The following is a 24,125-nucleotide window of genomic DNA, read 5'->3' as shown; positions in this document are numbered from 1 at the left end:
AAGTGTATCCTGACCTCAGTCGTTTTTTTACTGCAAGAAATCCGATAAAAAAACGATCTGAATCAATCCGTTCACCTACTTATTAGGATCATGGATCGGCACAAGGTTACCAAAAAAAAATTACGGAACAATATTTTTGGAAATATTTGTGTTTACTACTATTAAATTTGATACATTTGTGAGGCAAAAACAAAAGATTGGATACAAATTACCTGGCATCCATTCTATTGGTTAATAATAATTGATACATGAAGTTTACTATAGATAAAAAAGATAAATATACGGCTTTTCGTCTGGAGGAAGAAAACCTCAATTCACTGTTGGCGCCGGATTTGAAATCCGAATTCGTCATCTTGTCTAACGAAGGAGTGCGCAATTTGATTTTCAACCTCTCAGAGGTAAAATTCGTTGATTCTTCCGGACTGAGCGCTATTTTGACCGCCAACCGTTTGTGGAAGGAATTGGGAAATTTTATCGTTACCGGTATCGATCATCCTTCCGTTAAGAAATTGATCACTATTTCCAGGTTGGACTCTGTCCTGACCATAGTGGATACAGTTGCTGATGGAATAGACCTGATCATGATGCAGGAAATTGAAAACGAACTCAATTCTGAGGAAGAGTATTAACCGGTTCTCTTTTGATTCGGACCTCCGGAAGATGTTGTTTGGGGTTTTTGTCAGGGAGAGGATTAATTTTTAGCATGTCATTTATCCAGGATACTGTCGGATTCAGTGCTCTTTTGTAAACGGAAAACGGAGGCCTGGCCCCGGAAAAAATTCTTGCCTGTTGCAGACGTGGTCTTGCAGGCAAGAATTTTTTTTTGTATTTTCGTTTTTAGAACAAGGAAAGGGTATTATTATTTATGCAATTAATTAAAAAAACGGATCATTTGGATAGGTATCTTCTTCGCATCGAGGAGGAGGTTAATGATGAGTTGGCACTCCTGCTTGAATTCGGTCCTGATTATTTTGAAACGCATGAATTGTATAGTTTTCTCCACCAACTGGATGATCAGACGGAAAAAGTCTTCTTCCTGAGAAGAATGCTGGTCTCTACCGGTTTTATTGTCGTGATCTGTCTGTCCACCGCCATTTACTCCTTTATGACCGACCACCTGTTTTTCGGGTATGTTTTCTTGTTTTTCATCCCGTTGTTCGCAGGGCTTTCCGCCATGATCCTTTATCGGTTCCAGCGAAGGTTCACCACTTATCGTTTTACAGACCACCTCCGCACCCTTATCGAAACAGAGATCGAGATTCGTAGTAAAGACATTTCGATCTTCTAAACGGTTTTTTAATTTGTTCAAATTGTTCCATGAGTTCAAATTGTTCAAGCGGTTCCAGGTTGAACGTAGTGAAATCCCGTGACGTAGGTCGGGGTGGTTTCAAAATTGTTTAAGGTGGTTTGGGTTTGAGGATGCTTCCTTTGCGCCCTCCGCGCCTTCTCCGCGTGCTTTGCGTTTAAACAAACCCGCACCCGCACCCAAACCCACTTCCCAATCAACAATCTTCAATCACCAACCAACAATCTCCGGATCATTTTCGTAATTTTACTTCCCATGACTGACCGTAAGATCATACATATCGATATGGACGCCTTTTTTGCTTCCGTTGAGCAGCGTGACAATCCCTCGCTGAAAGGCAAACCTGTGGTGGTCGGTGGGAGCGGTTCACGAGGAGTGATTGCCGCGGCGAGTTATGAAGCCCGGGTTTTTGGGGTTCGCTCCGCTATGGCCTCCGCCAAAGCTGTTCGCTTGTGTCCCAACCTTATATTTGTAAAACACCGTTTTGATGTTTATCGCGAGGTGTCGGCCCAGGTAAGGGAGATCTTTCATGAATATACGGATCTTGTGGAGCCCCTTTCCATTGATGAAGCTTACCTTGATGTGACCGAAAACAAGAAAGGGATAGGCTCTGCCATCAAAATAGCTATGGAAATAAGGGAGAAGATCCGATTGACCACTCAGTTGACCGCCTCGGCCGGGGTTTCTTTTAATAAGTTCCTGGCAAAAATTGCCTCTGATATTAATAAACCGGACGGATTGAAGGTCATCCTGCCGGAAGAAGCCGAAGCTTTTCTCGATCAATTGCCCATCCATAAATTTCATGGGATCGGAAAGGTGACGGCCGAGAGGATGAAAAACATGGGGGTGTTTAATGGAGCCGACTTGAAAAAATGTTCTGAAATAGACCTGGTACACCGTTTTGGCAAGGCTGGCCGGCATTATTATAAAATCGTACGTGCACAGGACAATCGTCCCGTAAATCCCAATCGTATCAGGAAGTCGATAGGAGCAGAGCGCACTTATTCTGAAGACATATCCAGTACCGCTGAAAAAAAAGAAAAGCTCAAAAAACTCGCCGGTATCGTGTTCGATTACATGAAAAAGACGGACAATTTCGGCCGTACCATCAGCATTAAGGTGCGCAATGAGGATTTTAAGACCATTACCCGCAGTCGTTCCTTCAACAGCGAGGTTCGGGATTTGGAACAGATAGAGGCAGTAGGCATTGAGTTGCTCGAAAGTTGCCTGGAAGGGTTTGAAAAAGTACGTCTTCTCGGCCTTACCGTTTCCAACCTCGAGAAGGAACACGTAGGGGAGGGAATACAGTTGAGTTTTGAATTTGAGGATTAGGGGCTTGTTTCTGGTTGCTGGTTGCTCGTTTCTGGTTGCTCGTTTGGGTATTAGATGGCAGATACAGAACTTTTGATAAAAAATGAATAATTAGATTTGGCGAATAAATAATAATTATCCATGCAAATAAACCAGTAACCCGCAACCAGGGCCCCGGAAACTATTTACACCAAAGCCGTGTTAAAAGAGAATCCGGGTGAATTTGCGATATAAAAACAAAAAAAAATGACCTTTAGGAAAAAATAATTTCATCTGACTTGGTTTTTTTGAAAATGGCCGTATATTTGCATCGCTTTTGAAAAAAGGCACACCGAAAGATTCCGTAGCTCAGTCGGTAGAGCACTTGACTTTTAATCAAGGGGTCCTGGGTTCGAGCCCCAGCGGGATCACCAACAACAAATATCGTAAGCCCTTGTGTTTCAATACATAAGGGCTTTTTTTATTGATTATCAGGGACTTACCTATCTATTCTTATTCCCTCTCATTTGTGTTTTTTTGCCTGTATTTGTGGTTATTTGATTGGTTTTTTCTAACTTCCTTCCAACTTTTTTGAAAATTTCTAACTTTTCATTGTAAATCTATGAGAGCACATGCAATGTTATGGACTTATAAACCCCGGAAGGACGGTACCTGCAATATTAAAATCTACGTCGGTTTTGAAGGCGATAAGAAATACTTCAAGACGAAATTTCATGTTTTGCCCTCAGAATTCGATGATATAAAAGGCGAAGTAAAAAGAAATCACCCTAATCATATGCGCATAAATGCAGCAATAGGGGAGGAGAAAAAACGGATTTTGGATCATTTAATGAATTCCGGAGAAAATCTCAGAACGATTGAGAAAGTGAAGAAGGAAAGTTTTATTGATTTCCTTGTGACCCAGCGGGATGAAATAAAAAACGGATTCACGAGCCTTAGACCCACCACAGCCAGAAATTATACCTCCTTAATAACCCGCATTAATCAGTATCGGGATTCCAGGAAATTAAAGGATCTCTTTTTTAAGGATATTGATATGAATTTTTACAAGGATTTTCAGCAATTCCTCCATGAAGACTGCAATTGTGGGATAGTTGGATTCGGAAAGCACATAAAGATCATTAAAACGGTTATGCGGAATGCGGAGGATCTTGGCCTCCATAAAAATGATACCTATAAAAGCCGGTTATTTAAAAGGCACCGGGGAAAGACTTCCAATAAAATCTATTTAACTGAGGATGAAATACAGGCGATAAGTGCCTTAGACCTTTCCTTTGATCCGGGACTTGACCGGGAACGTGACCGCTTCCTGGTCAGTTATTATTTCTTAATGCGTTATGAAGATTCCAGGAAAATTAAAGCAGAAAACTTCTTTAAAAAATCAGGCCGTAATTATATCAAGTATAAACAGGAAAAAACGGAATGTGAATGTATTATTCCGGTAAAAACAGAGGTATGGGAGATCCTTCAAAGAAGAAATTTTGATTTGGACAGCGGGAGCAACCCACAGAGTAACAGAGATATAAAGACCATCTGTGCCATGGCCAAGATTGATCAAATTACCAAACAAGGGGATCAAAGCGCCCCCAAATGGAAATTTGTTACGACACACACCGCCAGGCGCAGTGCTGCCACAAATCTGGCTTTGCAGAATGTAAATATCAAAATCATTGGCGACCTTGGCGGGTGGACGGATATACGAACTTTGAGGATTTATTTGAGGGCTTCGGGGTTGGATTCGGCTTTGGTGGCTAAGGATTTGGAGTTTTTTAATTAGATTGTCATGATATTGGAATATTTATAGCGTATATAAACCAATGTTACCGCCAAGCATAAAAAAATAAAAATGACAGAAGACCAAAACCAAAGACGAATCCAGAAATATCAAAAAAACTGTTTCAAGAATTATAAACCAAGTATTGGTTACCCAATTGAATACAGGTATCTTCACGGAACCCTGATAAATGTTCTTGTGCCAATAGAGACGGAAACAAATAAAGCTATGATTGTTGGGGCATATCCATCAGCAAAGTTTTTTACAATTGAAGGAAAAACTGATGTACCCTTAGCAAGTAATGATTCACCATTTTCAAATGAATTATATTTTGATGGTTCGAGAGTAAGATCAATTCCTTCAGGAAAAGAACTAAACGAAGTAATACTCCAACGAATAGGCTTAGAAAGGAAAGATTGCTGGATAACAAATATGGTCAAAGTTTTCCTTTTCAAAGATGGGCATATTAATAAATATAAAGAACTTGGGACAAAAGACATTGAGGAAAACCGTTCAAAATTTGAGGAATATGCAGGGAAAAGCCTGATTTGGCTTGAGGAGGAAATTAAGATATGTCAGCCAAGTGTGATAATTCTTCTCGGAATGGAGGTCACAAAAATGGTTTTCGGTTTATCAGATAAAATAGCCAAAGAATACATGGACGGCTCGATAAAGACCAAGGAAATTAATGGCGAAACAAGAAATGTGATGTGTTTGCCGCATCCTGGAATTCTTATGAAAAGAACAAAAAAAAATCCGTGGCCTGATAGATTTGAGAATGAAATTTCAAAAAGAGCAAGAAAAGAAATAGAAAAAATAAAAAAAGCCTGGCGGTAATATTAAAGGCTGAAGTCACTGGTGCAACCGTGATTTCGGACTTTGTTGAACGAAGCATTACCGGAAGCAGAGGGGAAATAGACTATAGATTTTCGATTAAAGGCAAAATATTATTCCGAAGGTCCAAGTTGAAAATTTTCCAATAATCCAGTCTGCAGGCCTTACTGCCATATTCTGGTCAAAGCTATAACCATTCACAATTAGATATCAGTCAAACCATGCCACTCACCTCAGCCCTCAAGTCAAGCTTTGAAATAGAGCCCAATCTCTACCGCCTACCCAATATAACTTTGATTTAATATCTCATTATTTAAGATATAATTGTATTTTAGGCCGAAATTATTTGATAGCAATGAATCGAATTAAGGAAGTACTTGCAGACAGAGGGATCAAACAGATTTGGCTGGCAGAGAAACTTGGGAAGAGTTACAATATGGTGAACGCATATGTGCAGAACCGAAGACAACCAAGTATAGAAGATTTATACAAGATTGCAGAAATATTGAATGTAAATGCTAAGGACTTATTAACTAACTCAGAATCATGAGAAGAAATATATCCGAAGCAGATACTAGAGCAAATTACATTGATCCAAAACTTATTGAAAGTGATTGGACTTCGGATAATATCGAACGTGAATATTATTTCACTGATGGGCGAAAACTAATTGGAAACAAAAGAGGAAAAAGACTCTTTTTAGATTATCTATTGAAATTTAACAATACTAATCTGGCAATCATTGAGGCAAAAAAGATTGATGACCATCCTACTAAAGGACTTCAACAAGCTTTAGATTATGCCGAAAAATTAAGAATCAATTTCGTCTATGCCACTAATGGTAAGCGAATTTATGAATTCGATAGGCAAAAAGGTTCTGGAGAATATATTGATGAATTCCCAACTCCAACTTCTCTTTACAACAGATTGTACGGCAAGAACCTCGAACTAAAAGAGAAATTGCATGGTATTCCTTTTTACCTTACCGGTACAATGCGTCCTCGATATTATCAAGAAATTGCAGTAAACAAGGTAATAGAAAGTATTGCAGATGGAGGCAAAAGAATCCTATTAACTCTTGCTACAGGGACTGGCAAAACATTTATTTCATTTCAAATAGTTCACAAATTACTTCAGGCAAAATGGAATTTGGATGGAGAAGATAGACGACCAAGAGTTTTATTTTTAGCTGATAGAAATGTACTAGCGGATCAAGCCATAAATACTTTTAACCCCTATGAAAATGATGTGGTTAAAATAGATGGTGAAGAAGTTAAAAGCAGAAATGGTGTTGTACCAACAAACGCATTTATCTTTTTCGCAATCTATCAGGCAATTGCAGAGCGAGAAAATATTGGCGGATACTACTCAAAATATCCTTCTGATTTTTTTGATTTAATCGTTATTGATGAATGTCATAGAGGTAGTGCAAATGAAGAAGGGTCTTGGAGAGCGATTCTAGATCATTTCAAACCAGCAGTTCATTTAGGTTTGACAGCTACACCAAAACGTGAAGATAATGTCGACACCTACAAATACTTTGGAAAGCCGATTTATGAATACTCATTAAAAGATGGCATTTCTGACGGTTTTTTGACTCCATACAAATTGAAAAGAGTTAAAACCAATATTGACGAATACATCCACACAAACGACAGTAAAGTAATACAAGGTGAGGTCAAAAAAGACCGGTACGAATTAAAAGACTTCAACAAAAGCATAACTATTATTCAGAGAACTGAACTTATTGCTCAAGCCATTTTAAACAATATTGGAGCAATGGAAAAAACTATTGTTTTCTGTGTTAATCAAGATCATGCTTTAGAGTTGAGAGATATGATTAATAAACACAAGACAGTTACTGATTCCAACTATTGTGTTCGTGTAACTTCAGATGAAGGTAAAATTGGCAGAACCTTTTTGGAATCTTTTCAGGATAATGACAAAGACATTCCTGTGATACTAACTTCCTCCAAAATGTTAACAACGGGAGTTGATGCACGAAACGTCCGAAACATAGTTCTTACTGCGCCAATTGGTTCAATGGTTGAATTCAAACAAATAATTGGTAGAGGAACTAGAGTTTATGACGGAAAGGATTTCTTTACAATAATAGATTTTGTTGGTGCTACTGACCTATTCTATGATGCCCAATGGGATGGAATTCCCGAAGACGAAGTAGAAACAGATGAGAATGGCGCTGGCACCAAAGAAACAAAATCAAGGAAACCAAAACTTCCAATCGTTGAAGACACTGAAGGAGAATACGGAGAGAACAAAGAAAAATTGATTATCGAATTAAGTAACGGAAGAAAACTTAAAATAATTGACATTGACACTCGTTACATTGACGAAAATGGCAAACCTTTAACAGCTAGAGAGTTTTTAGAAAAGCTAGTTGGAGAACTTCCTGTAATCTATAAAGATGAAGCACAATTAAGAAAAATTTGGGCTAATCCAGACACAAGAAAAGATCTACTTGTGCAATTAGGTGAACTTGGTTTTGACAAAGAACAGTTGGACGCATTGCGTAATATGATCGCCACTCCAGATTGCGACATCTTTGATGTGCTATCTCACATTTCTTTTAGTTCTGATTTAATGACAAGAAAAGACCGTGCTTTTTCGGTACGAAATGATGATGAGTTCTTCTCTGTTTATCAGAATTTGAAAGCGCGAGAATTTTTGGAATATGTTCTAAACCACTATGAAAAATTCGGAATTGAAGAACTACAAAGAGACAAGCTTGGCGATTTAGTAAAACTTAAATTAGGAACACCGAAAGACGCAAAAGTCATTTTCGGAGACATGAAAACTTTACTTGTAGCATATTATAAACTTCAAGAAAACATATATAGAGCCTCATAAATGGAATTAACTATATCAAAAAATAAGATTCACCAATTTCCTCAGACACTCACTCTGGACAGTAGTGTCATGACTTTTGTAGGTGAAAATGGTTGTGGTAAATCTGCCATTTTAGAAAGTATTTTTACTGACCACCTTGAAGATAATCAGGAGGACACAAGACTAATTACGTTCTCTTCTGGTAACAATGAATCATTCTCCTCTATTTTTCAAAATAGTATCAGACGAAAACAAAGATTCGTAGTAAACAATTCCGATGACGAAGAGAAGTTTGAAAACGCAATAAACGCATTCTACTTTGATAAAGGATGGGTGAGATTCTTAATATTTTTTGCAACTGCACTTAAGAGAGATGGTAAGACTATTGAATATCTTAAATCAAAGGATTTAATAGACACAAATGCTGATGGAGTTGACATTTCCACAAAAATTGGTTTTCCTTTTAGAGTTCGTAGAGCTTATAATCATAAAATTGTCCGTGCAATTGCTTTAGAAGCTGAAGACTTTGAATACGAGCAAAAGTCTATTCGAAAAACCTTCTTCCATCAGTTCTTAACTAAACTAACAGAAAAAATTCATTCAAGTGATTTCGACTTTGAGGCTGATGATTCCAGAATTGTAAAAGCTTGGAAATGGTTCAATGCAAAAGATGCTGCACTTGTTTTAGGTACAGACACTAATAAGATATTCTCATTTTTAGCTTGGGCTTCTCTTTATAATCAGTTCATTTTTATAGATGAATGCGGTTTGTACTTTAAAGGAGATTTAGAATTAAATCAGTTGAGCGATGGCGAACACCAACTGCTTGCAATCTATTCTTTAGTGGATCTGTTTGATTCAGAAAACACTTTGTTTTTATTAGATGAAGTTGACTCTCATTTATATTATCGAAATATTCAAAAGCTTTGGAATGTATTTGGAACAATAGATGGTAAGGTAATTACAACAACACACTCCGCTGATTCCATTATCCTTAATGAGTTCTCTAACATAAAACTGGTACAAGCCGGAAAAATTGAAGAAGAGACGGTTGCTAATCAAATTCTTGATCGATTAGAGTCTTTATCTGCGGGGGGGAATTATAAATTATCAATAGCTGGTAAGGTCAAATACCTAGCTTTAGTTGAAGACTATTTTGACTGGTTTATTTTCCTTGAGCTTTGCAAAAAGAAGGTTGCAGACTTTGATCTTAATATAATGCAACAAATTCACTACATAAAATGCAGTGCAGGCTTCAATAGTTATGCAGATAGGTTTGGTAATTCTAAACTTGATTGGGTGGATTCTTTTAAGAAACATCACAAAGAACCCTTTACCAAGTCTATTTTTCTAATATGCGACCGAGACAACTTATCAGTGAATGATGTACTAGACAATGGCCTGGTAACAGATTCAGAAGCAACAGGGAGAAGAAAGAGGATTCAATTAAAAGGAAATAAGTACGCTTACTTAATGAGTTGGAAAAGAAGAGAAATTGAAAATTACCTTTTGAGTCATACAATGCTTTCTGCACATGGAAAGCTGGAAGAAATAAATCAAAACATAGCCCCAGTCAATCAATTGCAAGAGGGTAATCCTGGGGATAATGATGACGTTCGGAATTTGGACGTAAAAACAATGCTTCAACCTTTGTATCTCAAGGACGGTTTAGCATTTGTGCCGACTGACGAAAGCGGAGTTGATTATAATAAACTATCGGCAATTATTGCTGAAATACCAGAAAACGAAATATCAAATGACATTGTAAACATTTACAATTTCATAAAAGGAAAAATATAAGATGAGCGAAATACAAAATAAAATAGACCGAATTACAGACATCCTTCGAAGAGATGATGGTATTAGCGGAGCTATGCACTACACCGAACAAATTTCTTGGATTTTGTTCTTGAAATTCTTGAATGATTTCGAAGAAAACAAAGCCGATGAATCAATATTAGAAGGTAAAGAATATGAATATGTTATTCGTAAAGATTTAAGATGGGCATCTTGGGCTTGTCCAAAAGATGATAACGGTAAATTAGATGTTAAGCGAGCACTAACAGGTAGCGACTTAATAGAATTCGTTAACATTACATTCTTCCCTTATCTAAAAGGGTTTAAGAATAATGTCAGCGATCCTCAATCGATTAAATATAAGATAGGTGCCATTTTTGAGTACTTGGATAACCGTATTGCTAGTGGCCATACTTTGCGAGAGGTTTTAGACATCATTGATGCATTAGATTTCCAAAGCTCTGATGAGCTGTTTGAACTTTCTCAGATTTATGAAAACCTTCTTAAAGGCATGGGGTCTGATGGTGGAAATTCAGGAGAGTTTTATACTCCTAGAGCAATCATTAAGGCAATGGTCGAAGCTGTTGATCCTAAAGTGGGTGAAACCATTTATGACGGAGCAGTAGGTAGTGCAGGATTTTTGGTAGAAGCTTTTGAATATATGACAACAGATGATAAGAAGGCAAAATATTCAGCATCTGACTGGGAAAAAATTCAAACAAAAACCTTTTATGGCCAAGAAAAAACTTCATTAGGTTATGTAATGGGAATGATGAATATGATATTACATGGCATTGAAAGCCCCAATGTTTATAAAGGAAATACCTTGACTCAGAACATTCGTGATTTTCAAGAGAAAGATAGACACAATGTAATTTTAGCCAATCCTCCTTTTGGTGGAAAAGAGAAAAAACAAATTCAACAGAACTTTCCTGTAGAAGCAAATGCAACTGAACTGCTTTTTCTTCAACATTTTATGAAAATGCTAAAACTGGAAGGTCGTGCTTCTATCATAATTCCAGAAGGTGTTTTGTTTCAAACTACTGGTGCATTTAGTAAGGTAAAACAAGATTTGTTAGAAGGATTTAACGTCCATACTATTGTTAGTTTACCAAGTGGCGTATTTCTTCCATACAGCGGTGTAAAGACTAATATATTGTTTTTTGATAGAAAGGGATCTACTTCAAAAATTTGGTACTATGATGTAACTCCACCTTACAAACTGACTAAGAACAAACCAATTGCATATGAGCATATAAAAGAATTTGTAGATCTTTTTAAACATCCAGAGAGACGAAATCACACCAATGCCAAAACAGGTGAAGAGTGTTATGACTGGACTATTTCTGTAGACGATATAGAAGATTTTGATATAAGTGCAAAAAACCCTCATAAAGTGATCGAAATTGAACACTTATCTCCAAAAAAATTGCTTAAATCAATAAAGCAAAATGATCTTCAGATAAACGATTTAATGAACCAAATTGAAATTTTAATTGATGGATAGTTGGAAATCAAAAACAATCAGACAACTTTCAACTAATGTAAGTTCTGGTTTCGCATGTAATAAAAGTTTTGAGGTTGCTAATGGTTACGTGCATCTGAGAACTCATAATATTGATACGTCCGGTAATCTGAATACGGACCTATTTATTAAGATAGATCCTAAAAAAGTAGATCCTAAAAAATCTACACTAAAAGCAGGTGATGTACTTTTTAATAATACTAACTCCACAGAATTAGTTGGAAAGACCGCTTTAGTTAAAGAAAACTTTAATTACGCATATAGTAATCACTTGACTAAAATCAAGTTCGATCAAGACAAAATCCTTCCTGGATACGCTGTGTACTATTTAAATAAATTGTGGCTTGATGGCTATTTTGCTCGCATTTGTAAAAAATGGATAGGCCAATCAGGTGTAAATTCCAATGTTTTAAAAGAGATTGAAATCCCATTTCCTCTAATAACAGATCAAAAAAGAATTGTTTCAAAATTAGACGATCTTTTTAAAAATATAGAGAAAGCAATTATTCTTTTGGTAGAGAATATTAGCCATTCTCAAGCACTAATCAATAGTGTGCTAGACGAGGAATTTGGAAAATTGGAATTGAAATACACTAGCAAACCTCTAGCTGAAATTGTAAGAGTCATTAATGGTAGAGCTTATAAGCAAACTGAAATGTTTGATTCTGGTAAATATCCAATATTAAGAGTTGGAAACTTCTTTTCAAATAGAGGTTGGTATTATTCTGACATGGAACTTGATGAATCGAAATACTGCGAAAAAGGTGATTTACTCTATGCCTGGTCTGCATCCTTTGGTCCTAAAATTTGGGATGGCGAAAAATCAATTTACCATTACCACATTTGGAAAATGGTGCCAACTTCGGATAAAGTTTCAAGGAAGTACATGTATTACCTTTTAGAAAGAGATACAGACAAAATAAAGGAAGAAAACGGAAGAGGTGTTGGGATGATCCACATTACAAAGGGCTACATAGAAAGTAGAATGATGGTCTTGCCTCCTATTGAAATTCAAGAAAAGGTTGTTGAACGGATTGAAAAATTCTATTCACTTCATACAAACATTACTCTTGAATTGAATCAAAAACTAGAAAATCTCAAGGCTTTAAAAAGTAGTTTACTAGATCAAGCATTTAAAGGAGAACTATAGAATGAAGACTTCGATGGTTTAAGCTTCCAGCTTCGATCCAGTAATAGCCACGGTTCGCGCCTCGTAATTTTTCAAGAATTAAAAGACAATCTAGAAGATCTGTAAAAAGAAACAATGCTCGTTACAAACTCCAGATAAACACAATGATAAAAAAATCCATAAACTCTTTTTGGCAACGATCACCATTGGATTGGAGTCTGGTTATGACCAGGTTAAAATAAATCAGCCTCAAATAATCCGGTTTATTCAATATTATCAGGAAGATCTGATAAAAAATAAAGGCATCTATTTGAGTGCTTCCGTATCTGAATGTAAGATTGTTTTAAGTGGTCAGGTTGAACCACATTTGAAATTGAGTTTTATTAATTATCCCAAGTTCCCCTTGCCTGTAAGTCAGTTAAAAAATGAAATTGAGGATCTCGCTAAATCATTTATGTCTGAGTTCCGGCAGAATAGGACGGTCATAGAATACCTGGATGAAACCGTGATGTTTGAGCAATCTGGTGATATTGATCCCCGGATTAACTGATCACAAGAACCGATTACTCACCCCAATACCTAAGCTGGCACCCAAAGCGATTACAAGGGCGAAAATCAAATACGATGCCATTACAATCTATTGCTAGCAAATTGATTTTTTTATAATATCATAAAAATTTAGAATTTGAATCCCAATACGGAATTAGAAATAAAGATAGGATTAAACGATAATGAGGGTTCCAACTTGTTTCTACGGAAATTTTTTTCTGTTTTAAGACCATTCAAATCAAGGTTTACTGCAACTCCGGCAAAAAATGGAAATAAACAAAAAATTGCTTTAGGCTTACTGACAATTTCTGATCATACTATTGGAGTTACATGTAAATATGGAAAAAAGGGAACTATCAAATCATTGATTTTTAATGACATTCCTGCCCAACTTTCAGATATTATTAAATATTGTGTTCATGAAGCTTTAAATGGTTATCAAAATAAACTTAACCAAATTAAAATAACATATTTATTTGAATCCACTACTCATTATATTAAACCGATTACAGCTAAAAATTTTGAAATTTCATTGAATAAAGAGGATTATTCTAATACTATTTCTTTTGACGGGGAAGGGTTTGATATAGAAGATATTTTTACTTTCAATAAATTTATTTTTGAAAGTATGGTAGATATCATTTCTCTATTCTACAATATACCTTTTGATTCAAGACATCAATTTAGTGATAGATATTTTTCTCTTGCAACCCCAGAAGAGTTGATTAATACCGATCCAAACTTTGTTAAATATAAAGTCTTAGAACTTGATGAAGGTTTAATTAAAATACTTGAAAAAGTGGCAAAAATAAAACCAGAAAATTCTGATGATAAAATTTATAAAATGGCAAGACTTTTTCGAGATGGATTAAGAATTGAAAGATATGGTTTCAACAGCTTTTCAATAAATTTTAAAGAGGCAGCCCATTCATTATATATGTCTTGTTTTGAAGTTATGGCAAGTACTAATGGGAAAAATGAAAAATGTGAAAAATGTAGACAACCTATGTACAAAATATCAAAAAGAGTAGCTGATTTAATATTCGAAATGAGTGGATCTGAAAATTTAAGAAGACAAATAAAGAAAGAGTATGATAAAAGGTCTAAATATTTGCATACGGGAAAATACTTTTCAGCAAATAACTTGTGTGTAGGCGAATATATTCCCCAACTAAGTCCAACTACTGACCATGGACATGTATTACAAGTTAATCACTGGGATTCTTTATATTTGGTAAAGGAATTACTTAAAGCAATTATGCTGAAAGAGTTTAGTGAATAGTAGATTTCACCTATTACAAGACCCGATTACTCACTGCAATCCCTATACTCACCCCCGCTGCGATCACAAGTGCCAAAATCAAATAAGCTACAATTGCCTGTGTGGTTGAAAAAAATCACTACGGGTCCTTACCATGCGACTAATAATGCTTGAATAAAAGCCTCCTTTATTTAGATTAGCTTTTTATTGCATCAAAAATCTTTATCTTCTTTTTTAATGTATTTCTTTTTTTGTAATTTGTCACGCATTGATTTATTAAATAACCCTGGGTTATTATTTTAAGACAAATTCAATGAAAACTGAATACCATAACAATAACGTTTACGCTCTGAATGAAAAAGGAGAGCCGAAACACGTTTCTCTAGTTGAGCGGGGTCGAAAAGGATATTATTGTATTGGCTGTCAGGCGGAAATGGAGGCCCGTAAAGGGGATAAAAGAGCCTATTATTTTGCCCATGTCCCTACCGATGTTTCAATAGTGCGACAATGTACCTACTCTGATGAAACGTATAGACATAAGTTAGCAAAGGAAATACTCCAGAGGATTAAGACAATCAAAGTCCCCGCCTTATATAAGTTTCCACCTGCCGGTGTTGAAGGAAGACCTCGTAAAATACGAGACTCATGGACAATTGAAGCTGACCAAGTGAAAATTGAACGACAGTTTTATGAAAATGAATCCGGTGAAATTTGTTTCGGTCAAAACGTGGATTTTGAATCAGAAAAAGAAAAGTTTTTGCTAATCCAACCGGATGTTTCCTTTTATGATAAAGAAGGTACCCCGATTTTGTTAATAGAAATTGTTGCTACCCATAAGATCGATTCAGAAAAATTATCAAAAATAAAAAGGTTAGGAATAGATACCATTCAAGTAACCATACCTAAGGACTCTCCTGAAGAAATAGAAAATTGTTTTTTCCGAACCCATAGAACTAAATGGGTATATAATTATGAGCAAGAAACTACCGCTTATTTACAAATTCCCCAAGGAAATCAGGAAGGAATACTACCAACTGATGAATTCCAAAGAAGACTTCTTAAAGCAGCCGAATCTTACTCGTGCCGAAGTTCGCAAATTAATAACCTTATACGCGGAATTAGAAAGTGTCTGGACTCAGAACAATTTAGATTCTCAAAACAATATATTGGAGGAGAAACACAGCGAATTGAGAACAATACAGAAAGAAGTCGCAAACGGTTGTATAAACTACAAGGAGACCATTACAGAGCAGTGGAGAAGCGGTTTAAACCAGAGGAAGACGAATTTAAACGGGAAGTGGAAAGACTTGAAGATTCGGAGCGAAAGTTTCGAAAACGAGTTGCAGAATTGGGCCAAAGATATCATCGAAAGAGAGAAGCTATTGAAACAACACAAGAAAACTATCAACCAGAGTGCCAATCAGAAATTGAAAGAATTGAAAAATACCTTGCAGAACTGGGAGAAGATCCAACCAGTTTTGACGAAAGAATTAGAAACATTAGAAGGGAAGAGGAAAGAATTAAGCAAGACTTTGACAGGAATAAAGAAGCAATACAAAGCGCTTCTGAAGCTACAAGAATCGAAACAATCGATATTGATCAAAAAACGAATCAGCTACCAGAAGAATATAGAATCCTTGAGAATGAAATTCGAGAAGAATTTGATCCAAAAATCAGAGGAATCGAAATCGAATATCAAAACCTTGAGGAACAAACTAGACGAGAATTTGAAAGCCTTGGAGGACAAATTGTTGAAGCAGCTGAGAACAGAAATAGTGAAGGATCATCAAGAATGCACAGACGAATTAAAGAGGTACTTGAAGGAGGGGAAATTCTATTATCTATTAGAGAAGGACAGAGTCGTATCAAAACACTTGAATCAATTAAGGAATTTTATAGATCGGGAGCTTACAAAGATTGGGTATGATCTTGAAAGTTTTTTGCGGAAGATGGAAGAGAATGGGGTGGGAGCCAAATTAGTTGAAGAGGATAATCTTAAGAAGACTTAAATCAAAACAATATGGATCAAAGGAAAGGTGATGGAATTATTGAAAGGTAGTATCCAGTAAAGTGTGTAAGTTTTAAAATAGGGGGCCATGGCCCCCTATTTTAATTTTTTGTAATTTTAAAACATACTTTACTGATGATGAAAAAAGAAGATCTATTAAACGATGATTTCCTGAAGCAATTTAAGACTGGGGATGAGTTAGAATCTTTCCTCAGTGAGCTTCACAAACGCGGCATTGAAAAAATGCTGGAAGGAGAAATTGATGCCCATCTGGATTATGCCAAACACCAGAGGAGCGACAATCCAAATGCCCGGAACGGCAATTCTAAAAAAGTAATCAAAACCTCCTATGGCGAATCTGAAATCGAGGTGCCCAGAGACCGGGATGGAAGTTTTACACCTCAGATTGTTCCTAAACGATCCAGGCTGGCTAAAGGCATTGAATCGATCGTAATTTCACTTTATGCCAAAGGGATGAGCAATGCCGATATTGAGGAACAAATTCGGGATTTGTATGACTTCAACATCTCTACGTCTACCATCTCCAAAATCACCGATAAGGTGACCGAGGATATCATTGCCTGGCAAAATCGCCCCCTGGAATCTCAGTATCTAATCGTGTGGATGGATGGGATTGTTTTTAAAGTCCGTGAGAACTCCAGAGTGACCAATAAAACAGTCTATTTGGCCGTAGGACTCAAGAAAGACGGGAGGAAAGAGGTTTTGGGCATGTGGTTGGGTAAAAGTGAAGCCGCCAGTTTTTGGATGGGCGTACTGACCGATATCAAAGCTCGGGGCGTAGAAGATATCTTAATTACCGTGACGGATAATCTCAACGGTTTTACCCAGACTATTAAAAGTGTTTTTCCTGAAACGAGCACTCAAATTTGTGTCGTGCACCAAATCAGGAATGCTTCCAAATACGTTGTCTGGAAAGATCGTAAGGTTTTTGCCAAAGACATGAAAACCATTTATGGAGCACCGACCAAAGAAGCCGCCCAGGCAGCTCTAAAGGACTTTGATGAAAAATGGAATCACAAGTATCCTTACGCTATTAAATCATGGTATAATAACTGGGATGAGCTGACCACTTTTTTTGACTTCCCTCTTGAAATTAGAACGATCATTTATACCACAAATTTGATTGAAAATCTCAACGGAAAAATCAGAAAATACACCAAAAACAAAATGTCTTTTCCAACGGATAATGCATTGAAAAAGTCGGTTTATCTGGCGATTTTTGAAATAACGAAAAAATGGACCATGCCGATTCGCAACTGGCCCATTATTCTTAACCAATTTATTGCTATTTTTGACGAAAGAGTCAAAATCTAAAAATTCGGGCGAAGCCCTCTATTTTTTATTTACACACTTAATAGGATACTGTCTATTGAAAAGAAGGATGGCTCAAGCCCTAATTGCTTAATGCAAATTTTGTTTTTTTTATGCTTTTTAGTTTTTATAGCCGTAAGTGTTAAAAGTTGTGCAGAAATGGGATCTGATTATGATGAAGATACTGAATTGTACAGAGGATATGAACGGCAATAGATATTTCGCTGGCAATGCTACAGTTGGAAACTGATTTTAAACCTGGGCATCTGATCAAATTATGACTTTTACGTTTTTAAAATTTAATCCAAATTATGTCAGAATTTTTTAATTTAATTAGTCTTATTATTTATTAAAGTACTTCGCTTTTTCTTTTCCTCAGGTTCAATATATTAAATTATTTATTATGTAATTTGTCAATTGTATTTTAAACTCTTTGCATGGATTTAACTGCATATTCCATTAAAAGCAATGGTCTATCAACTGGCAAATTAGTTTATCGTATTTAGTTTTCAACAGTAAAATTTTAATATTATGTCCGAGCAAATTACATACCAAGAAGTTGTTTCGCGTTTGCGTAATTACCATCGTGACGGTTATATATACATCGGTAGTGTAATGAAAGGTGCTACACTTGCTACAGGGACTTTGATTTTGCTTGAAATTTTTACAGGGATGCCAAACATGTGGTTGTACATATTGTTTTGGCTAGCATCTCTCGCTGCGGCCATGACTACGTATTTTACATGGAGTAGAGGAATTACACTAACAAATTCTAGAGGAAACGTTTGGGATTCAGTATTTCCATTATTACTGGGGATTACTGAGGTTCTTCTTTTTGGACTTCTTTATATTAAAAAAACAACTGACAATCAGCCAATTGGATTATTTTGGTGGTTTATTTGTTTAGCAATTTACTTTGCGCTAGCGGTTGGAATAACCTATAATAGGTATGGAGTTACAAATGTTACCCTTGACTTTTCTCCTGAACTTCAAAACCTTGGTAAAGAATACCAAGGATGGATAAAGGAGGACCAAATTGGTTCTCTTATTGGAATGATTTTCGCGGTAGTGGCGGCTATTATTTCCTGGTTTTTCCAAAAGAATTATTGTTTACAAGCAATATTTGTAGGCTCTTTTATTTTATTATTTTTTTATGTAATCAATAAATCTAATAACCAAAGGAAAAGAATCAATCAGGTTATTTTTGAGGACATCAATTTTATTCCTGAAAGCCAAGAATAATAGTTTTTCGGCTTTGAAAATTTCAAGTAATATACTTACCCCCAAACTCACCCTGCTGCGATCACAATGGCCAAAACCAAATAAGCTACAATTGTCTGTGTGGTTTATATTTCTGTGTTCCAAATGTATTTCAGAGTAAATTTAATTGCACCAAAACTATCTAACCGTTAATTTAATACTTCTTTAAAAATGTATAAATGGTCGAATAAGCAATAGCAGAATAAAAACAACAATAGCATCAACTATGAAGACAAAATTCTATTATAAGGTTGAACCCGACGATCTTTTTAATTATAAACATATTCAAAGTCAAGGTCAAGGCTCATATAAAACTGCTATTGCCGGATTTGCTGCTGGGATGTCAAGTTTGGGAATAATAATTTCTTTGTTTATATGGTGGCCAGGTGTAAAATTATTTGTTATACTATTTATTATTATGGTGTTGGTAATGGGGCAATTCATCAAACAAGATGACAAAAAAGCAAGGATAAAAACTGCTAAAGAAGAGGCAGAAAAGTTAAGTAGTCGCCTTAATGAAATTATAGCAAGATCAAATGAAATAATTAATCAAATTCTACCTTATTTTGAAGCTTCTGCAAAAAAAAGTATTGAATTTGCTAAAGTTGATTTTGTTGATAATGCTCTTTCTCCATTTTGGGATAGAATAGAAGAGTCCAGCAATTTTCTAGGCTGTTATAAAGATGCAGTTGAACAATTGATTATTAATGGTGAAATCTATTCGAAAATATTAGAAGAAAAAAAACATAATTTTCCACTTCCATTTCCAATTGAAACAAATATTTCAATTTCTTCTTCAATTTTAGATGACTATAATTTTGTTATTAGGAAAGCACAGACGAAGTTTGAATTTGCTAATATTTGGGAACACAGAAAAACTCAAAAAATCCTAATTGCAGGTTTTAGTAATTTAGAACAAGCAATACATAGGATGAAGGATGAGATTTTATCCGCAATTAGTAATTTAAGATACTCCATAGATTCAGGATTTAAAGAATTGAATAACATACAAGTGGAGCAATTAAGGACCTTTGAAAATGGTCAAAGAGTAATTAATGGCACATTGGAAACAATGGATAAGAAACTATATTATTTACAATATAGGAAGAAACCTAATACTCCATTTATTCGTCCAATGATTGATTAGAATTTGATTGAAAGGAGGGTGTAAATATAAGCCTGACCGAGACCGTTCAAGGAAGATTATAAATTTAGTCCTACAGAAGTCGGAGTAATATTTTACACCCTATCATTATAACACCCGATTACTCACCCCAATCCCCACCGTCACCCCAACAGCAATAACAATCACCAAAATCAAATAAGCCATAACCGTCTGTCCTGTCGTTAATTCAGTATTCATAATTTTAAAATTTACTTTATTCCTAAAAGATTAAATATTCGTGCTTTTTTGACCTTCCTTGCCAGGAGGGTCGGTTTTTCATTTTTAAAGGTATCTACCCCAATTAAATCGTATCTGCCAGGGTTTCCCGTCCAGCGGAGCAGGTTGTTGAATGTAGGGGCCAGGGTTCTTTTATTGGATCGTCCTACATCATTTTCAATGGCTTTATCTCCTTGTAAAATCGGCTGAATGATAATGCCCAATTTTATCACATCAGAAGTTGAGAATTCAACCTTATCCCTTTTGGCTACCTCCAAAATATTCTTTATGTATTTCAGGTTTTGTCTGACAAAAAGAAAGCCGTTGGGTTCATCTGCTTTTTTCCTGAAAAGGATATGGATCTCTTTATGCAAAAGATCATAAGAAGCTCCGGTCGGTTTATTTTGTTCTTTTCGAATCTCAATGACTTTTGCATCCACTTTTTGGATCACCTGGGCGAAAAGGTTTCCCTGATCCAGGCCTCCTTTGATCATGCGGCCCTTTTGTTGCATGAGGTCCAGTTTCTTCTTTCTCAGCGCTTTTAGTTTCTGATCCAGTTTTTCAGAAATCTGTTCCGCCTCTTTTTGCATTTGCTCATAACTCGGAAGATCCGGGTGAACATACCCAGGCACCTTGGGATCATTGAAGCGATCCTTTAGGGCCTGTTTGCTTTTCTCCACGGCTTTGATCTCTTCGTCGATCGCAAACATTTGCGTCTCGTATTCGCTTTCTCCCTGCGTTTTGTAGGCGATCCTTTTGAGGTTCAAAGGCTCCTCCGGATCGAAGTCCAGGCGGTGGACTATGGCATTTATTTTGGTGATCCAGTCCGTTTTTCGGGAAATGCTTTTGGCCTTGGCGAAGTTGGACAAAAGGAAATCATAGATTTCATCCTCGTGGGCATCGGTCAGCTGGGGGAACAACCGACGAGCCTCACCGGTCCAGTCGGCGATCTTCTCCAGGTTTTGCTGGGTTACCTTGTCGCTGTTGCGGTCCAGGGCAGCCAGGGCCGTTACAACCTTTCCTGTGGGCTTTAAGTAGGCGATGTTTAAAACATAGTTCCAGTTTTTGCCCTCCAGGCGTTTGGCTTTTTGCTCCAGCTCCTTTTTATCGGTTTTGGATATCTGGGCCCGATATATCTTTGCCCGCTCCATGGGCGTCTCCAGCGTCCTGTTGGCATTGGACAGTTCTTTGGCATATTTGATGGCCTCGGCTTCCGAACCTCCAAAACAGCGGGTTTTAACCATCTTTCGGCCTGATTTTTCGGCTCCTTTCAGTCGGTGGTGGCCGGCCAGTAAAAACCATTTTTCGGCTTTTTTGTCGTACCAGATCACCACCGGGTCGAACTGGTTGGAGTCAAAGTTTTCGGCGATCTCGTTGATGATCTCCTGGTTAAGCTTTTCCCGGTTTTGGAAACGTGCCGGGTCGGTGTGGATCTTGTTGATGTAGAACTTCCGGGCACAGTTTTCTTTTTCCTCCTTGGGAGGTGAAGTCCTGGAGGAATCTTTCTTTTTTTTGTTTTTTATATAGTCAAAAACGGCTGGCCATTCATTGCCATGGATCAAAATTTTGCTTTTGTCATCCGGGAATGTGTGGTATAATTCCAATTCCGTGATGAGTTTTTTATCCAGGGCCTGGAGGAAGAACTGCTCAACGTCTTTGGGTCGGTTTTCTTCAAATTCAATGCCTACCCAATTACGGCCAAAAGGTCTGTAGACTTTCATGGTTTTTGTCGATTTTGGGAATTCGGCTTTTAAGTAGGCTTCGGCCTTTTCGGCGTAACCTTTTATTAGTTCAAGTGGTTGGTGATCTTCCTGGGGGCTTTGAACTTCGTCCTCTTTTTGGATGGCTTTTACAATGACCGACAGCTCTGGCCGGTACAAAACGATGCCGTATGCTTTGACCACATTATTCGGCTCCTTGGGCTCTCCCAGGGCTTTGAAAAACCAGTCTTTTAATTTATAGTCCAGCGGGGTATTGCCGGAATCGATCAATACATGCGTTCTCGCGGATAAACGCTTATCCACCTTGCTTAAGACTTTAATCTTTTTGGCAGAGGTGGGCCATTTCTTTTTGATGAATGCTCTGACAATCTTTGCTTCCTCTGTTAAAGTTGCAGGTTTTCCCAGGGGACCCTTTTCGATGAAGGCCAAGACTTGTTTTATATCTGCATCATTTTTCAGCCAAATGTAACCCGTGGTGAAAATGACTTTCTCAAAATATCCCCTGGGAGTTGTAAAGGCTTTTTCGAAAAATTCAAAGATCACTTTGGGCAGGTCCGATCGGTTTCCTTCCGGTTCAATCCTTATGAAGTATTTTTTTACATTTATCGATACCCTGTAATGGTCAAAATTCCTTTTTATTTTTTGATGCAAATGCACGGCTATTTTGATGCCCGCATCAATCAAAGGAATCGCCGGCTCCTTACTTTCCGACTCCAAATGCCGGTAAAGGATATAAATTTCCTCCAGTGCTTTGGGGTTTTTAACTTCCATCCACATTCCATCAAAATCCATTGCTGAATTTTTAATGTCTGGATTGTCATTAAAACTTTCCCATTCATACATCTTAAATTTTCCCCAGTCTGTAGGGGCGTTGGGATATTCTAATCTGATCACATAGGCTTTGCCTTTGGCCTGGAAATATTCTCCTGCAGGTTCTGGTTGCGGGTTGATTTTTTTGGCCGGTTTTTCCGGAACCGATTCCAGGGCCTCATCGATTAATTGGGTAGCGGATTTATCATTGTTGTTTGGCTCAGCTTCCGTTTCTATTTCCTTCATCCGCTCTTTCACCTGGTCCTCAATACGCTTTTGCTCTTCTTCAGAAAGTTCTATTTCAACCCCATTTTCAGGCTCGGCGGTTTCCTGGGCGATCGGTGTCAGCTCTCCTACGATGTTAGTGGCATAAAACATCGGAGTAGTATTCAAATTGCGCTGCCAAACCCCGTAATAAGGTGACCAGCGGAAACCACGGGCCTTCAATTTCTGAATAATCTCCCTGGATGGCTTTTCATCGTGTTTGATCTGCAGGCGGTTTTGGTCATAGTTTTCGATCACCAATCCGCCGTCGAATTTGTGTTCTTTATTGCCTTGCTCTCTTTGGACTCCCAGTTTCTTTTCTTCGCTGATCCGGCCTTTGAGCCTTTTGATGTTGGCATTATTATTTGTCAAAAGGTAACCCGGATATCCGATGCGTCCGGCATAATCCGGGGTCATAATTTCAGCAATCATACTGTCGGAAAATTTGAGATCGGTTTTAAGCTTTTCGATCTTTTCCTCCTTACTCAGTTTCTTTGATTTGGCGATCTTATTGACGGCTTTCATCGCTTCCTGGGTAGCCATGCGGTCATCCAGTTGTTTTTGGAGGATGTCGATGGCGCCATCCTGCCCGGTTTTGACCGGTTTGAGATGGGCGGGTTTGAGGTAGTTTTTTATCTTTTTGAGCTGCAGGTTGTAGTAAGACAACAGTTCATTCAATTTCTTATGCACCCGGTCTCCTTTTTTATTCATCCGGGCTGCAGGGAAATTGGAAGGACCGGCGATCATGGTACTTACCCAACCGTGCTGGCTGTACAAATAGTCCAGGTATCTTTTTTTATAGCCATCCACAAAATAGCCAAACCGCTTTTCAAACTTCTCCACAGCATCCCATTTGACGGCCAGGGCATGAAGCTCCTCATACGCATTTTTCAGATCCTCGAAATAACTTTCCTGGTCACCCTTCGCCCGTCGCTCAGGTGAAAATGAGGTACCTCTGTGGGCTTCGTAAGCCGTTTTGTAGGGGATGTCTGATTTTGAAAATGGATAGGACATTT

Annotated in this window: 17 protein-coding genes and 1 tRNA gene; 17 read left to right on the top strand and 1 reads right to left on the bottom strand. The window is 37.2% G+C overall.

What is annotated here, in order from left to right:
• The first annotated feature begins 248 nt into the window (after positions 1-248).
• The 17 genes from H6571_04140 (at position 249) to H6571_04060 (ending at position 20,080) form a co-directional block, all read left to right on the top strand.
• Positions 249-629: an STAS domain-containing protein gene (locus H6571_04140; GenBank protein ID MCB9322912.1), complete on the top strand. Its 381-nt coding sequence runs from the start codon at positions 249-251 to the stop codon at positions 627-629.
• Between the two features lie 263 nt (positions 630-892).
• Positions 893-1,288, top strand: coding sequence for a hypothetical protein (locus H6571_04135; GenBank protein MCB9322911.1), 396 nt, complete (start codon positions 893-895; stop codon positions 1,286-1,288).
• 273 nt (positions 1,289-1,561) lie between these two features.
• Positions 1,562-2,638 (top strand): DNA polymerase IV, encoded by a 1,077-nt coding sequence (gene dinB / locus H6571_04130; GenBank protein MCB9322910.1) that lies wholly within the window; start codon positions 1,562-1,564, stop codon positions 2,636-2,638.
• A 316-nt stretch (positions 2,639-2,954) separates the two neighbouring features.
• A tRNA-Lys gene (locus H6571_04125) sits at positions 2,955-3,030 on the top strand.
• 188 nt (positions 3,031-3,218) lie between these two features.
• The gene (locus tag H6571_04120) at positions 3,219-4,394 is read left to right on the top strand and encodes a tyrosine-type recombinase/integrase (protein MCB9322909.1); all 1,176 of its coding nucleotides are present in this window, start codon (positions 3,219-3,221) and stop codon (positions 4,392-4,394) included.
• A 69-nt stretch (positions 4,395-4,463) separates the two neighbouring features.
• Complete coding sequence (locus H6571_04115) at positions 4,464-5,228, top strand: hypothetical protein (GenBank protein MCB9322908.1); 765 nt, start codon at positions 4,464-4,466, stop codon at positions 5,226-5,228.
• A gap of 352 nt (positions 5,229-5,580) precedes the next feature.
• On the top strand, positions 5,581-5,775 hold the full coding sequence (locus H6571_04110) for a helix-turn-helix transcriptional regulator (GenBank protein ID MCB9322907.1): 195 nt from the start codon (positions 5,581-5,583) through the stop codon (positions 5,773-5,775).
• Positions 5,772-8,093: a DEAD/DEAH box helicase family protein gene (locus tag H6571_04105; GenBank protein ID MCB9322906.1), complete on the top strand. Its 2,322-nt coding sequence runs from the start codon at positions 5,772-5,774 to the stop codon at positions 8,091-8,093. Before H6571_04110 ends, H6571_04105 begins: the two co-directional genes overlap by 4 nt.
• The gene (locus tag H6571_04100; GenBank protein ID MCB9322905.1) at positions 8,094-9,872 is read left to right on the top strand and encodes an ATP-binding protein; all 1,779 of its coding nucleotides are present in this window, start codon (positions 8,094-8,096) and stop codon (positions 9,870-9,872) included.
• Position 9,873: 1 nt separating this feature from the next.
• Positions 9,874-11,376, top strand: a complete 1,503-nt coding sequence (locus tag H6571_04095) for an N-6 DNA methylase (GenBank protein MCB9322904.1) — start codon at positions 9,874-9,876, stop codon at positions 11,374-11,376.
• 436 nt (positions 11,377-11,812) lie between these two features.
• The gene (locus H6571_04090) at positions 11,813-12,544 is read left to right on the top strand and encodes a restriction endonuclease subunit S (GenBank protein ID MCB9322903.1); all 732 of its coding nucleotides are present in this window, start codon (positions 11,813-11,815) and stop codon (positions 12,542-12,544) included.
• A gap of 184 nt (positions 12,545-12,728) precedes the next feature.
• Positions 12,729-13,073 (top strand): hypothetical protein, encoded by a 345-nt coding sequence (locus H6571_04085; protein MCB9322902.1) that lies wholly within the window; start codon positions 12,729-12,731, stop codon positions 13,071-13,073.
• A gap of 135 nt (positions 13,074-13,208) precedes the next feature.
• On the top strand, positions 13,209-14,354 hold the full coding sequence (locus H6571_04080) for a hypothetical protein (protein MCB9322901.1): 1,146 nt from the start codon (positions 13,209-13,211) through the stop codon (positions 14,352-14,354).
• Between the two features lie 292 nt (positions 14,355-14,646).
• Positions 14,647-16,260, top strand: coding sequence for a hypothetical protein (locus tag H6571_04075; protein MCB9322900.1), 1,614 nt, complete (start codon positions 14,647-14,649; stop codon positions 16,258-16,260).
• 219 nt (positions 16,261-16,479) lie between these two features.
• Positions 16,480-17,676, top strand: a complete 1,197-nt coding sequence (locus tag H6571_04070; protein MCB9322899.1) for an IS256 family transposase — start codon at positions 16,480-16,482, stop codon at positions 17,674-17,676.
• A 528-nt stretch (positions 17,677-18,204) separates the two neighbouring features.
• Positions 18,205-18,915, top strand: a complete 711-nt coding sequence (locus tag H6571_04065; protein ID MCB9322898.1) for a hypothetical protein — start codon at positions 18,205-18,207, stop codon at positions 18,913-18,915.
• Positions 18,916-19,159: 244 nt separating this feature from the next.
• Complete coding sequence (locus H6571_04060; GenBank protein MCB9322897.1) at positions 19,160-20,080, top strand: hypothetical protein; 921 nt, start codon at positions 19,160-19,162, stop codon at positions 20,078-20,080.
• 227 nt (positions 20,081-20,307) lie between these two features.
• Here the strand turns inward: H6571_04060 and H6571_04055 are convergent, their stop codons facing one another.
• Positions 20,308-24,123, bottom strand: coding sequence for a hypothetical protein (locus H6571_04055; GenBank protein ID MCB9322896.1), 3,816 nt, complete (start codon positions 24,121-24,123; stop codon positions 20,308-20,310).
• Positions 24,124-24,125: the final 2 nt, after the last annotated feature.

This window comes from Lewinellaceae bacterium (assembly GCA_020636105.1).
GTDB lineage: Bacteria > Bacteroidota > Bacteroidia > Chitinophagales > Saprospiraceae > BCD1.
Note: the sequence above shows the minus strand (reverse complement) of the source record. Positions and strands in the feature narration are given on the sequence as shown.

Bases quoted from the DNA above. Each gene is read 5' to 3' on its own strand.
- H6571_04140 (MCB9322912.1), top strand. From the start codon at position 249: ATGAAGTTTACTATAGATAAAAAAGATAAATATACGGCTTTTCGTCTG.
- dinB (MCB9322910.1), top strand. From the start codon at position 1,562: ATGACTGACCGTAAGATCATACATATCGATATGGACGCCTTTTTTGCT.
- H6571_04120 (MCB9322909.1), top strand. From the start codon at position 3,219: ATGAGAGCACATGCAATGTTATGGACTTATAAACCCCGGAAGGACGGT.
- H6571_04115 (MCB9322908.1), top strand. From the start codon at position 4,464: ATGACAGAAGACCAAAACCAAAGACGAATCCAGAAATATCAAAAAAAC.
- H6571_04110 (MCB9322907.1), top strand. From the start codon at position 5,581: ATGAATCGAATTAAGGAAGTACTTGCAGACAGAGGGATCAAACAGATT.
- H6571_04105 (MCB9322906.1), top strand. From the start codon at position 5,772: ATGAGAAGAAATATATCCGAAGCAGATACTAGAGCAAATTACATTGAT.
- H6571_04100 (MCB9322905.1), top strand. From the start codon at position 8,094: ATGGAATTAACTATATCAAAAAATAAGATTCACCAATTTCCTCAGACA.
- H6571_04095 (MCB9322904.1), top strand. From the start codon at position 9,874: ATGAGCGAAATACAAAATAAAATAGACCGAATTACAGACATCCTTCGA.
- H6571_04075 (MCB9322900.1), top strand. From the start codon at position 14,647: ATGAAAACTGAATACCATAACAATAACGTTTACGCTCTGAATGAAAAA.
- H6571_04070 (MCB9322899.1), top strand. From the start codon at position 16,480: ATGAAAAAAGAAGATCTATTAAACGATGATTTCCTGAAGCAATTTAAG.
- H6571_04065 (MCB9322898.1), top strand. From the start codon at position 18,205: ATGTCCGAGCAAATTACATACCAAGAAGTTGTTTCGCGTTTGCGTAAT.
- H6571_04060 (MCB9322897.1), top strand. From the start codon at position 19,160: ATGAAGACAAAATTCTATTATAAGGTTGAACCCGACGATCTTTTTAAT.
- H6571_04055 (MCB9322896.1), bottom strand. From the start codon at position 24,123: ATGTCCTATCCATTTTCAAAATCAGACATCCCCTACAAAACGGCTTAC.